Below are 13,098 nucleotides of genomic sequence, written 5' to 3'. Positions count from 1 at the left end.
TCTTCTCCGCTTAGGCGAACACCCCGGCCCGAGCGTTGTCGCGCTCAAAGCAGGGTGCGGTTAGAGAAGGCCATTATCAGGTCTGAGAAGTACAAGATCCCATTGAGTTCAGTAAACGGCACGTAGCCGGTCGCCAGAAAAAGGGGAAGGGCCAGGTCACAACCTGCAATCGGTGGCGGGTGCCAGACCTCGGCGAACACAACCGCGGTTACTCAAGTCAATCGAATAAGTCCGCAATCGTCGCACAGCCAGTACGGGTCGTTATCAGTACCGCTGACCACCATTCGCGTGAGGCAATTGGGGCAGTTAGGAGTGCGCGCAGGGTCGTCCGACAGCTCGTCCATACTCACTATTAGACATCGAGGAAGGCGGTGCCACTAGTCAGTTCTCGGTGCGGTAGCGAGGACTTCTCAAGCTTGGGGAGCTTTTGCGTCTGCTGGTGCGCGTGCGGCGGCATAGTCAGGGCCTCCGGCACGACGCGGGAGGTTGGCATTAAGCGTTCAATCTCCGGGTCCTGCGGGTGCCCGACTTGGACCACACTGCATAGATGCGTGGGCTCAGCTGAACCATTATCCAAGTCGAGACAAGCAGGAATGGCGCCACAACCGAGTTCCGACGCTAAGGTGGTCATTGTCGCTCAGGCAGACGCTTGACCATCGGAGTCAGCGTTCCCCAGCGGCGCTTGGTGGTCGTTCGATGTGGACACCTACTTTGTAGGGTGCCCTCGTCCGAGTCACCGACTTCCCCCGGACTTCGCGCGAAGGGGAAGTGTTTCTCGACACTCTCCTCTAGACTTCGGGCGTGTTGATGACATTTCGCCTACCCATCACTGACGGCCGGCGGTTCGCGGCAGACCCCACCATTGCGGAGTCAGTCGTATTGCCCGCCGCATGGGCCGACGGCGATTTTGTTCGGGGTTTCGGCCGTGTGACGCGGCGACCGTCCGGAGGCGTGGAGCCTTGGTCCCACGAATCATCGTTTGCTGATTTGCAGCGCACTGTTTCGTTCGAAAATGTGCCGCTGGCAACCTTCAACAAGAATTTTCGCGACCACACGATCCATGCAGTGCGCAAGCGCGCATGGATGGCGCTGCCGAATTCGTCGGCACTAATTGATGTGGACTTGGCGCTTCAAACAGCTCCAGCTTCGGACCGTTGGCTCAAGTACCCGCGCCGTGGCGTCTTTTCTCTCGCTGAAGTCCGGCACGTCGTCGGCGCCGCTGCCGCCTTGCCGGTTCGAGTTCGTTCTGAACAACCGGGCTCCCCAGTGCGGCTCTTGACCGCCGGGAAGCAACTCGCCGCGCGATTTGCAGGTCACACGTCTACCCTAGATACGGCTTCGAGCTCGTTTGTTCGTGCGGGAAAAATAGCGGTAGTCGTAGAGGCCCCCGGCCTTATGGCGGACACGCACGAAAAACTGAAGATGCAACAACTGCGCATCGGCGGAGTACGCCTCGCAAGCTTTGACGCACCCGTCACGGGCGGTGGTTCATTGATGTGCCATGTCCTTTGGGACACCACAGGGAGCAGTGGAGACCGGAAAAGGATCCGGGAGTTGCGCATTCATCTTCTTCGCCTTCACTCCATATATGAACTCATGTTGTACCTCGCCTCACCCGCAGTCCATTCCAATCACGGCGCAGTTTCAGATATCAAGGGCTCTTCTGGCTTCGAGGCGATTCAACGAACCCTACTCTCGTGTGTCCGGACGGTTCAGAATAAGGCGCACCCGGGCGGAGCGGACCCCGGCGCCGTCCTAGACACGGCCTTCTTTTCTCGCAGTTTTTCCGGCCGCGATCTAGAGGAAGTGCTCGATCGAACGATTGACGTCATGCGCCCCAAATTGCGTGCGGAGTTGACCGCATTCCGCGAAGCTGAGGAGGCGCGATCGCGCGCTAATAAGATCGCAGACCGCGACCGGGGCCTTAACAGAGCGTTCACGATTAACGTCGAAGGGAATTTGAGTATGCCGAAGTACGAGTTTTCGGGCGGAACCTACGGGGCCGTCGGCGACAATGCACGCGTAGACCGCAGTGTCATCGGCGGGCTCAACGGTACTATCGCCATCGGGAGTCAACAAATACAGCGTGAGGCATTATTGGACGAACTGAGCACTCTCCTCGAAGAAGTGACGTCAGCGGAGGGTGCTCTCACCTATGGAGACTCTGAAGCGCTCAAAGCGGCAACGGAACAGCTCGCGCTTGGCAATGACGATGCGGCGATTCAAGGCTTTCGGAAATTGGGCAAGTGGGTGGTGGATACGGCGACTACCATCGGCACGACCGTTGCAGCAGCGGCTTTGAAGGGCGTGCTCGACTTGAGTTAGATCAGGGGCCCGCCAGCAATCACTCCGAAAGGGTTCTGCCACCCCAGGCGCTGCAGTCCAGAACGTGTGAGTGATCTACGCTTACTCGGTCTTCCGGCCGATTGCCGAGCTCCAATGTGCCGCCATACTGGCTGGGCAACAGCGTGCGTCCCACGATCCGCTACAGAACAAAGCACGGGTGACTGGCCGGCGACGGAGGTATTCCGCGGTTACCGGCGGGCCGAGCAAATTCGGCGTCAACATCGTAAGCCTGCATGTTCGCCCGCTCCCGGATGGTGTGCTCGATGAGCTGCTTCTGAGCGCACCGGAAGGTGTCAATTCGGATCGTATTCACGCGGCACTGCTGATATCTGCGGTCGGAACGTTTCGGTCGATCCATCGACTTCCGTCGCCGCGATTGACAATCAGACCCGGGCTCTGACTATTGCGGCCCGAGTCGCGAGGGACCCGGATGCTGTGAGGGACGCCATTGCGGAGTTGTTGCGTGCGCGGCAGGTTCCTTCGATAGTCGGCGCTGCGGACGGCACCGAGATGAAGGTGCCGTCGGTTGAGCACGGAGCGTTGTTCCTTTCACGTCGCGAGGAGCCTTCACCCCCGCGGAGTCGGCCCGTGCAACCGCTTGGCTGAACTCGCGGAAGCTGTCGCGTTGAGAGGTTTGCGTGGTGAGTGAACGCGCTGAGGCGTTCTCGAAACTAGACCGAAGGCAACGACGGAGCAACCGCTTGAGGTCATGACGGCATCGCCTCAAGATGAACGCATGGGACGCCACGAGAACTTTGTGGGTAAAACGATCGTCATTACCGGCGCATCGAGCGGGTTCGGGCGCGGTGTCGCGCTGCGGCTCGCAGAGCTCGGCGCCGATGTGGTGCTCGCCGCGCGCCGCGTTGAGGTGTTAAGCGAGGTCGCCCAGCTGATCACAGAGTCCGGCGGAAGGGTGGTCGCCACGGCGGTAGACATCAGTGACCCAAATGCCATTTCCACTCTGGCCACCACTGCCGTGGAGCGCTTCGGCCGCATCGACGTGTGGATCAACAACGCCGGCGTTGCCGCCCTGGGCATGTTCTGGGACATTCCGATCGAGGACCACAAGCGGCTGATCGACGTGAACCTCACCGGTCTCGTTTACGGAGCCCACGTGGCACTTCGCCACTTCCGCTCGCAAGGCGCGGGGATCCTGATCAACGTGGCGTCGATCGACAGCAAGGTGCCGCTCACTAATCAAGCCTCGTACGCCGCGTCGAAGGCCGCGGTGCTGAGTCTCGGTCGGTCACTCAACGAAGAGCTTCGCCTCAGCGGGGAGCACAGAAGGATCCGAGTGAGCACGATTATGCCGTGGGCTGTCGACACGCCCTGCTGGACTCACGCAGCAAACTACACCGGCCATGCGGTGGGAATCGACGCGATGAGCGACCCGGCTGACGTCGTGAACGCGATTGTGTCCGCGTGCGTGAATCCGAAGGCCGAGGTCTCCGTCGGCGCCAAGCCTCGGGCAGCGGGTATGGTCCATCACTTGTTCCCCTCGCTCGCCCGCTACTTCTCCGCGAAGGTCGTGAACGTCGAGTTCAGCACCGGCAGTCGAGTCCCGCCCACCGCCGGGACGCTGCACATCCCGATGGCCGAGGGAGTGACGGTGGATGGCGGAATTCGCGCGCGAAGAAAGCGCGACAAGCGCCAACATCGAACGTAAGTGTTCTGCGGTCGCGACCACGTGGCATCCGCTCGCCGTATGGTTTTCGGGACGAGCCTGGTACCTCGCGATTCTCAGTTCAGCGGAAGCGAGGGTGCGAGGCGTTTCAGGCGCTGGAAGGTCGGGATCAGGGCGTCGTACAACTCGTCGAACATCGGCAGCAGGCTGCGGTACACAGCGGCGTCTGCGGGTTTCGGCCGGACGGTCTCTGTGACGGGGATGTATTTGGCGGCGTCGTCGATGGACTCGACGAGTCCGAGTGCCGACATGCCGAGGAGGGCGGCGCCGAAGCCGGAGCCTTCCTGGCTTTCGAGCAGGCCGATCGGTGAGCCGAGTGCATCGGCGAGGGTCTGGGTCCAGAGCGGGTGCTTCATCACCCCGCCGGTGGCGCGGATTTCGTCGATGTCGAGGCCCGCGGCGCGCATGGACTGCAGTACGAGGGCGAGTTGGAGGCAGACTCCTTCGACGGCGGCGCGGACGAGGTGCTCACGCCGGTGTGCGCGGGTGAGGCCGATGTAGGCGCCGCGGGCGAGGCTGCTCCAGTGCGGGGCGCGCTCGCTCAGCAGGTAGGGAAGCATCATCAGTCCGCCGGAACCGGCCGGGACGGTTTGCGCGGCGTCGAGGAGTTCGGCCGTCGTGACGTCGGGGCCCGCACCGATTTCTTCGCGCACCCAGTCGAGCGTGACTCCACCGTTGTTGATCGCGCCGCCGATGACCCAGCGGTTCTCGGTGAGCGCGTAACAGAAGACGCCACCCCGCGGGTCGACGGCGGGTCGGTCGACGGCGACACGCAGGGCACCGCTCGTGCCGACGGAGACCGCGGCGACGCCGGGGCGCACGGCGCCGACGCCGAGATTGGCGAGGGGGCCGTCACCGGCACCGACGACGACGCGGGTTGCGAGCGGGAGGCCGGTGGCCAGCGCGGCCTCTTCGGTCAGCTCGGGCAGGATGGTTGTGGTCGGAACGAGTTCGGGGAGTTGGTCTGGGCGGATGCCGGCGAGGCTCAGGGCTTCGTCGTCCCACTGCAGGCGGAAGATGTCCATCAGGCCGGAGGCCGACGCGAGCGAGTGGTCCATGACGAGCGCGCCGCACATCCGCAGCTGGATCCAGTCTTTGATGCCGACCCAGAAGGCGGCATTCTGGCGGATGCGGGGCTCCTGCTCTCGGAACCAGATGAGTTTCACGAGCGGGGACATTGGGTGGACCGGTGTTCCCGTTCGCCGGTGCAGGGCGAGACCGGTTGCCGAGGCCCGGAGACGCTCGGCCTGCACGGAGGCGCGGGTGTCGGCCCAGGTGATCACCGGTGTGAGCGGCTTCAGTTCGGTGTCGAGAGCAAGCAGGCTGTGCATCGCCGAGGAGAACGACAGGCCGGCGATGCGAGCAACACCCACCTCGGCGACAACCGCGCGGACCGTCTCGTAGACCGCGGCCAGGATGAGCTCAGGGTCCTGGGTCGCGTGGCCGGGGAACGGCTCATCGAGTGGATAGCCCTGCGCCGCCGAAGCGACCTGCACGCCGTCCGCGGTGTACGCCACGGATTTTGTCGCCGTGGTGCCCATGTCGACCCCGATGACGACGTCAGCGCTGCTCATACTCTCCGCTTTCTCTACTTAGTTCGCGTCCGGAAAGGTCACAACAACCTTGCCCGATTGTTCCGAATCTCGGGCGACAGCGAAAGCCTCACGCACCTCGTCGATGGGGAATCGGTGTGTGATGATCCGGGCGATGCTCGGGTCAGCGGCGAGAAGCTCGATCGCCTCATCGATCTCCTCGAGGAAGCGGAACGAGCCAACCATCGTCACTTCCTTCGAGATGAACGGAGCCAGGTTGATCGGCCGGGCCTCGTTCGGCACCATGCCCACCTGAACCACGGTGCCCCGACGGCGCACGGCAACGACCGCGGCCGAGATCGCGACAGCAGCGCCCGAGCACTCCAGAATCACGTCGAACGCTTCGGCCGGAAGCGCCTCAGCACTCACCTGCACGACGGCGTCAGCGCCGAGCTCGGTAGCCCGAGCGAGCGGAGCAGCCAGCACATCGCTGACGGTGACGTGCGCGGCACCGCGAGCCTTCGCAGCAACAAGGGCGAGCAGGCCGATCGGCCCGGCGCCGGACACCAGCACCCGACGCCCGGTCAGATCGCCGGCACGGGCGGCGCCGTGCAGCGCGACACCGAGCGGTTCTGCCAGAGAAGCATCTACGACGTTGAGCTCAGCCGGGAGCACCCGAATCATCTGGCGCTCGACAACGAGGTACTCGCTCATTCCACCCTGGGTGTGCGGAGTTGTCGCGGCGCTCCCCAGGTACGAACCGCCCGGCCACAGGTGCGCGGCGTCTTCGATTCCGTCAACCGACGTGCCGAAGCGGGCCGGGTGCACGGTGACGGGGGCGCCGACCTCAAGTTCGCCCGACGGATCCTCGTCCACCCACCCGGACAGCTCATGTCCGGGCACCAGCGGCTCCCGCACGACGTACTCGCCGTTCGCTCCCGCAAAGTAATAGTGCAGGTCCGACCCGCAGATCCCCACGGCCGACACTCGCACCCGCACCTGTCCGTCGCCGGGCACCGGAAGCGGCAGGTCGACCACGTCGAGCTGGTCTTTTCCTTCAATGATGACTGCGCGCATTACTGTCCTCCCACTCACACGACCGCGGTCATGCCGCCGTCGACAAAGATGTTCTGCCCCGACACGAAGCTCGATGCGTCCGACACCAGGTACAGCAGGGTTCCGCGCAGCTCGGTGAAGTTTCCCCAGCGGTGAGCTGGGGTGCGGTTCACGAGCCAGTTGTTGAACGTTTCGTCCTCGACGAGGTCCTTGTTCATCTCGGTGGCGAAGTAACCGGGCGAGATGGCATTGACCTGAATGTCGTAGCGCGCGAGGTCCGCGGCCATGCCCTGTGTGAGAAGGGCAAGCCCACCCTTCGACGCGGAGTACGGCGCAATCGTCTGCCGCGCCAGTTTCGACTGCACCGACGCAATGTTGACGATCTTGCCGGAGCGACGCTCCACCATGCCCGGCACGACGAAGCGCGAGACGTAAAACGCACTGGAGAGGTTGCTGCTGATCACCGCATCCCAGTCCTCGACCGCGAACTCCTCGAACGGCGCACGCCGCTGCACACCCGCATTGTTCACCAGAATGTCCGGCACACCGTGCTCCGCAATCACCTGCGCGACGCCATCCTTCACAGCGTCAGCGTCGGTCACATCGAAGCTCACCGCGGCGGGCCGCGAACCGGTCGAGCGCTCGATGGCGTCTGCGGTGTCTGTGAGAGCATCCTGGTTGCGTCCGTGAAGAATGACGGATGCCCCGGCGTCCGCCAGGCCTTCAGCCAGCGATCGGCCCAGACCTCGAGACGACCCGGTGACGAGCGCCACCCGCCCGGTGATATCGAACAAGCTCACAAAAACCTCCCGGCTTAGAAGATCAAGTAGATGACGAGGATCAGAACGAAGGCGACCACCGATTCCAGCGTCTGCTGCACGGTCCAGGTCTTCAGCGTGGTCTTCACATCCATGTTCATCAGGCGACCAACCAACCAGAAGCCGGAGTCATTGACGTGCGAGGCGAACACCGAACCGGCAGCGGCGGCCAGGGTGATCGCTGCGGTGTCGATCGGTCCAAATCCACCGGCGATGACGGCAGGGGCAAGCAGTCCACCGGTCGTGACGAGCGCGACCGTTGCCGAACCCTGTGCGACGCGGAGCGCGACCGCGATGAGGTAGGCCGCGAAGATCATCGGCACACCGAGACCGGAGAGCGAGTCGGCGAGCGCGTCACCGATGCCCGATGCGCGAAGCACTCCACCGAACATTCCACCGGCACCGGTGATCAGAATGACGGATGCCACGGAGCCCAGCGTCTGGTCGACCAGCTTCTCCAGCGCGGTGCCGTGTTCGCCCCGCGCCTTGCCGAGAACGAGGAGTGCAACCAGAGCCGAGATGAGCAGGGCAACCGGCGAGGTGCCGATCATCTGCAGGCCCTGGACCCAGAGCTGCGAGTCGTCGACGGCGCCCGCTGAAGCGAGTGCAGCGAGACCCGTGTTCATGAGGATCAGCACCATCGGCAGCAGCAGGATTCCGATGATCGTGCCGAACTTCGGGGGGTTGGCAATCTCGTCCTCATCCTTGAAACCGAAGAGGTCGGGGACGATCATCGGGTAGCGCTTGTTGACGACCTTGGCCCACAGGTAACCGCTGATGTACCAGACCGGGAAGGCGATGATCAGACCGATGATGAGGACGACACCGAGGTTGGCGCCGAAGAACTCCGTCGCGGCGACCGGGCCCGGGTGCGGCGGCAGGAAGATGTGCATCACAGAGAATGCGGCGGCACCGCTGAAACCGTAGAGAAGAAGGTTCTTGCCACCGATGCGGCGGGCGACAGCGAACATGATCGGAAGCATCACGATCAGGCCGGCGTCGAAGAAGATCGGGAAACCGAGGATCAGCGAGGTAATACCAAGGGCAAATGCCGCGCGCTTCTCGCCGAAGATAGACACCATCTTCTCGGCGACCACACGGGCTCCACCGGAGGATTCAATCATCCGTCCGAGGATCGCACCGAGACCAACCAGCAGGGCAACCGACCCGAGGGTTCCGCCGAATGACGTCACCAGGACGTCGTTCACGATGTTCGCCGCGGGGATTCCGGTTGCGATCGCGGTGAGCAACGAGACGACTATGAGCACCAGGAAGGCGTGCAGTCGGACTTTGATCACCAAGAACAGGATGAGTGCCACCGCCGCGGCCGCGATCCCGAGTAGGGGTCCGGTGCCCAGCGTCTGGGTCCAATCTTCCATCTGCTTCTCCATTGAATTCGTTCAATTCGCGCGGCCATCGCACGAAGCCTCGACAAAGGTACTACTTATTTGAGCGATAAGATACTACGTATCGGTACGGCAAAGGAGCGGTAATGGCAACAGGGATGCACGGAGACGTGCTTAACGAGCTTGGTGGGCGAATCGCCGCGGGCAACCCTCAGCCTGGCTCCGTGCTGAAACTTGCCTTGCTTGAGAAGGAACTCTCCGCGTCACGAACCGTGATCCGTGAGGCCATCCGCGTTCTCGAGAACATGGGCATGGTTGCCTCGCGACGCCGCGTCGGAATCACGGTCCAACCGCGGGAGAAGTGGGATGCACTCGACCCCTCCCTCATCCGCTGGACGCTTCACGGACCTCTCCGGCAACAACAACTCGAGTCACTCATGGAGTTGCGCGTGGCTGTCGAGCCGATGGCTGCGCGACTCGCCGCCGAACGCGCCACGCCGGCTCAGCGTGCCGAACTCCTCCGCGTCGCGGAGCGGCTGCATGATCTCGGCAAACGCGGACTCGGGCAAAGCCCCGAGTACCTCGAGGTCGACCTCGCGTTCCACACGCTCCTGCTGACGTCGTCGGCCAACCCCTTGCTCGTTGCACTGGAGACTCCCGTGCGCGAGGAGCTTGCGGGGCGCACACACCTCGGACTGCACCCGACGGTCCCCGCCCCCGGGACGCTGGAACAACACCTCGTGATCGCTCAGGCCATTGCTGCGGGAGACGGCGACGAAGCAGAGGCCCACTCACGCGCCCACCTCCTCGGAGTGTGGCGAGAGATCGCCGTCGAGCCAGCCGCCTGAACGCGCTGCAGTGATCCCGCACTCGAACGCAGAGTGCGGCAGACTTCTTGCATGATGAGCAGCCAGAAGGGTCGCCATGGGATTTGAGTCTCCGCTCCTGCTCACGCTCGACCTGCTCGGCACCTTCGCTTTCGGGCTCAACGGCGCACTCGCCGCCGTGCGCTTCGCGCGGCTCGACATCGTCGGCGTCCTCACACTCGGCATGCTCACCGCCATCGGCGGCGGCATCATCCGGGATCTCATCCTCGGCGCGACTCCCCCGGCGACATTCAGCGACTGGCGCTACCTCACGGTCGCCGCAGCCGGCGCACTGATCGCCTTCGCCTTCAGCCAGCGGCTCGACCGGCTCGCCTGGCCGATCGAGATCCTCGACGCCGTTGGGCTCAGCGTCTTCGCTGTCACCGGTGCGACGAAGGCGCTCGACTTCGGACTCGGCCCGGCGCAAGCGGTCATCCTCGGTGCCATCACCGCAGTCGGTGGCGGAACCCTGCGCGACACCCTCATTCGACGGGTGCCCTCCGTCATGAGCGACGGGCTCTATGCGATCCCTGCGCTCATCGGCGCGCTCATCATCGTTGTGGCGATTCTGCTGGGCGTCGAGGGTTTCGTCGCAGCCATGATCGCCGCCGCCGTGTGCTTTGTCATCCGGGTGCTCGGCGTTCGCTTCAACCTCAACGCGCCCATGCCGCCCGGGGTCCGCACCGACGACAGTGACAGAGCCGACGACTAACCAGGACTACTCCGCGGCTCGGCGACGCAGCGCGAACACGGGGATCACTCGGTGCGTTCGTTGCTCGTACTCACCGAACCCGGGACTCGTTTCCTTGAACCGGGCCCACGCGTCGTCTCGTGCCTCGCCCTCGAGCCGCTCGGCGCGCACCGGCACGACACCGTCGTCGGGCGTTTCGATAGTCACGTCGGGGTGCGCGAGGAGGTTGTGAAACCAGGACGGGTTGTCGGGCGCTCCCCCCTTCGACGCAGCGATCAGCCAGGTGTCGGGGTCGGTGCGGATAACCATAACCGGCGCGATACGTTCCGTGCCGCTCTTCGCGCCGACATGGTGCACGAGCACCAGCCGTCGACCGAACCCCGCCGTCTCGACCTGCCCGCCGTTGGCTCGGAACTCGTCAATGATCCGTTGGTTCCAGTCGCTCATCGGGCCAGCCACGCGAGCGCGGCGACGACGAGCGCCTCGGTTCCGGTGTCGAGTGTCGGTTGAAGCACGGGCGCAAAGTTCGGCGCGTGGTTCACCGGCACGTCCTGCGAGACCCGGCCCGCCTCCACCGCCGCGCGGCACAGCCCGGGATCCGTGCAGCCGATGCCCCAGTAGGTATAGGGAGTAGCGAGTGCCGTCGGGATGTCGCTGAAGTCCTCGCTCGCGGTCTGTTGCGGCAGTGAACCGGCGCGATCAACGAAAAATGCGTCAAAGGCATCCGTCACTTTCTGCGTGGCTTCGGCATCGTTGTCGGTCAGCGGGAAGCGGTCGAAAAGCTCGAACTCGGGCGGCTGTGGCGACCCGGACGCGTCACATTCCGCGGTGACGATGCGTCGAATGGCGTCGAGGATCGTCGTGCGGGTGGTGTCGCTGTAGGTGCGCACGTTGAGTTGGATGACGGCGCGGTCGGGGATGATGTTGCTCTTGGTTCCGGCCTGCAGGCTGCCGACGGTGAGCACGGCAGTTTCGCTCGGCGGGGCCTCACGCGAGACGACGGTTTGTAGGCGGACGACGATCATGGCTGCGAGGACGACCGGGTCGATCGTCGCCTGCGGCATCGAACCGTGGCCGCCGCGACCGAACACGGTGATGCGCATGCTGTCTGCGGCCGAGAGCACGGGGCCGGCGAGAGTGTTGACGGTGCCAGCGATGCCCGGCAGGACGTGTTGGGCGAACGCGACGTCGGGTGTCGGGATGAGCTCGGCCAGCCCGCTCTCGAGCATGCCTTGAGCGCCGTCGCCGGTCTCTTCCGCTGGCTGGAACAGGGCGACGAGAGTGCCGCTCCACTGGTCGGTCGCGTTCGCGAGCAGTTCGGCAGCGCCGACGAGGCTGGCGACGTGGGTGTCGTGTCCGCACGCGTGCGCAACCGGTACCTCGTTGCCCGCCGCATCGGTTGCCGTCGCTGTGCTGGCGTAATCGAGCCCGGTCGACTCCTTCACTGGCAACGCGTCCATGTCGGCGCGCAGCAGCACGGTCGGCCCGTCGCCGTTGTTCAGGATGCCGACGACGCCGGTGCCGCCGATGCCCGCGTGCACGTCGAAGCCGAACTCGGCGAGCCGTTCGGCGACTTTGCGAGCAGTCTCGTGCTCCTGGTGCGACAACTCCGGGTGCGCGTGCAGGTCGCGGTACAGGTCCTCCTGCCAGGCGCGAATCTCGGCCAGCCGTGAAAGTACCGATGCTTCAACAGTCACTGTCGTTTCTCCCTCGACCCGTTTCGGTGATGGCCACGTTATACCTGCACGGGTGCGCGTCACTCCCCTCGAGCGAGAACTTGTGATGCGGAAGACTGGGGAGTATGACGAACTCCCCGCCGAGCCCCTACGGACCCGCGGATCCCGCAGGCCAAGGCCAGAACCCGCTGCCATCCCCGACGCCGCAGCCGCCGTATAGCGCAGCCCACTATTACCCGCAGCCACAGCTGCCGTACGGCTACACCGCGGTCGGGCCGACGCCACCGAAACGCAGCAACGGACCCGGACTCGCGGCCCTCATCATCGGCATCGGGTCGATCGTCGTGGCGTTCATCCCGATCGCGAATTTCTTCTCGTTCTTACTCGGACCCGCTGGCGTCATCGTGGGGATCGTCGGGCTCGCGCTTGCCGACCGGCCCCGCCGCCAGGCGATCTGGGGGCTCGTACTGTCGGGCGTCTCGATGATCGTCGCGTTCATCATGATCTTCGTGTACACCTTCGGCTTCATCTTCGCCGTGGGTGGAGCGGTCGATGAGTACTCGAGCGAGGTGCCGCGCAGTTCCGAGGAGGCAACAGAGGCTCCGTTCTCCGCGCCGATCGAGCTGCTTCCACTCGGCACGGTCGTTGACCTTCTCGACGAGGCTGGCGAGCCGGCCTACGAGGCGACGGTGACGGCATCCGTTGTCGATGCCACCGAGCAGGTCCTCGGCAATGCCCGCAACATCGAAGCGCCTGCCGGCATGCAGTGGGCGCTCGCGCGAGTGACGGTCACATCGCTGTCAGCGACGCACACCTCAGCGGCCACCGAGATGATCGTGGAATACGTCTCACCCGACGGCCACAGCTTCAGCCCCGACGACGAGTACGTGATCGCGCCGGAACCGGAGTTCGCGCTGCTCCCGGACCTCAACTTGGGCGAGAGCACGACGGGCAATGTCGTGATCGCTGTTCCGGTGGACGATCCAACGAGCGGGTACTGGGCGCTCTCCTACGACGACGGAGACACCGATACTGAGCCGTTCTACTTCGAGGTCGGCTAGAGCGCGACAACCATCCGGCCGA

Annotated in this window: 11 protein-coding genes; 5 read left to right on the top strand and 6 right to left on the bottom strand. The window is 64.3% G+C overall.

Features of this window, described 5'->3' with window-relative positions; all coding sequences use genetic code 11:
• Window positions 1–801 precede the first annotated feature (801 nt).
• Both L1277_RS06135 and L1277_RS06130 read left to right on the top strand, forming a co-directional pair.
• Window positions 802–2,325: a hypothetical protein gene (locus tag L1277_RS06135; protein WP_253375481.1), complete on the top strand. Its 1,524-nt coding sequence runs from the start codon at window positions 802–804 to the stop codon at window positions 2,323–2,325.
• A 757-nt stretch (window positions 2,326–3,082) separates the two neighbouring features.
• Window positions 3,083–4,012: an SDR family oxidoreductase gene (locus L1277_RS06130; protein WP_253375480.1), complete on the top strand. Its 930-nt coding sequence runs from the start codon at window positions 3,083–3,085 to the stop codon at window positions 4,010–4,012.
• A gap of 74 nt (window positions 4,013–4,086) precedes the next feature.
• Here the strand turns inward: L1277_RS06130 and L1277_RS06125 are convergent, their stop codons facing one another.
• Genes L1277_RS06125 through L1277_RS06110 form a run of 4 tightly spaced genes read right to left on the bottom strand, consistent with a single transcriptional unit; the run spans window position 4,087 to window position 8,815 of the window.
• Window positions 4,087–5,604: a gluconokinase gene (locus tag L1277_RS06125; protein WP_253375479.1), complete on the bottom strand. Its 1,518-nt coding sequence runs from the start codon at window positions 5,602–5,604 to the stop codon at window positions 4,087–4,089.
• 18 nt (window positions 5,605–5,622) lie between these two features.
• Window positions 5,623–6,639: an L-idonate 5-dehydrogenase gene (locus L1277_RS06120; RefSeq protein WP_253375478.1), complete on the bottom strand. Its 1,017-nt coding sequence runs from the start codon at window positions 6,637–6,639 to the stop codon at window positions 5,623–5,625.
• Window positions 6,640–6,653: 14 nt separating this feature from the next.
• Window positions 6,654–7,418 (bottom strand): SDR family oxidoreductase, encoded by a 765-nt coding sequence (locus L1277_RS06115; RefSeq protein WP_253375477.1) that lies wholly within the window; start codon window positions 7,416–7,418, stop codon window positions 6,654–6,656.
• Between the two features lie 14 nt (window positions 7,419–7,432).
• Window positions 7,433–8,815 carry a GntP family permease gene (locus L1277_RS06110; protein WP_253375476.1) on the bottom strand — a complete coding sequence of 461 codons (1,383 nt, stop codon included), beginning with the start codon at window positions 8,813–8,815 and terminating at the stop codon, window positions 7,433–7,435.
• A 113-nt stretch (window positions 8,816–8,928) separates the two neighbouring features.
• Here L1277_RS06110 and L1277_RS06105 point away from each other — a divergent pair, with 113 nt between their 5' ends.
• The gene (locus L1277_RS06105; RefSeq protein WP_253375475.1) at window positions 8,929–9,630 is read left to right on the top strand and encodes a FadR/GntR family transcriptional regulator; all 702 of its coding nucleotides are present in this window, start codon (window positions 8,929–8,931) and stop codon (window positions 9,628–9,630) included.
• A 76-nt stretch (window positions 9,631–9,706) separates the two neighbouring features.
• The gene (locus L1277_RS06100) at window positions 9,707–10,360 is read left to right on the top strand and encodes a trimeric intracellular cation channel family protein (protein WP_253375474.1); all 654 of its coding nucleotides are present in this window, start codon (window positions 9,707–9,709) and stop codon (window positions 10,358–10,360) included.
• Between the two features lie 6 nt (window positions 10,361–10,366).
• On the opposite strand, the gene L1277_RS06095 is transcribed toward L1277_RS06100, so the two are convergent.
• The gene (locus tag L1277_RS06095; RefSeq protein WP_253375473.1) at window positions 10,367–10,786 is read right to left on the bottom strand and encodes a nitroreductase family deazaflavin-dependent oxidoreductase; all 420 of its coding nucleotides are present in this window, start codon (window positions 10,784–10,786) and stop codon (window positions 10,367–10,369) included.
• On the bottom strand, window positions 10,783–12,036 hold the full coding sequence (locus tag L1277_RS06090) for an amidohydrolase (protein ID WP_253375472.1): 1,254 nt from the start codon (window positions 12,034–12,036) through the stop codon (window positions 10,783–10,785). Before L1277_RS06090 ends, L1277_RS06095 begins: the two co-directional genes overlap by 4 nt.
• 104 nt (window positions 12,037–12,140) lie before the next feature.
• On the opposite strand from L1277_RS06090, the gene L1277_RS06085 reads away from it, so the two are divergent.
• A complete protein-coding gene (locus L1277_RS06085; RefSeq protein ID WP_253375471.1) occupies window positions 12,141–13,076 on the top strand; it encodes a DUF308 domain-containing protein in 936 nt (311 codons plus the stop codon).
• Window positions 13,077–13,098: the final 22 nt, after the last annotated feature.

This window comes from Okibacterium sp. HSC-33S16, assembly GCF_024171565.1.
GTDB lineage: Bacteria > Actinomycetota > Actinomycetes > Actinomycetales > Microbacteriaceae > Mycetocola_A.
This window is presented reverse-complemented; position numbering and strand designations above follow the sequence as displayed.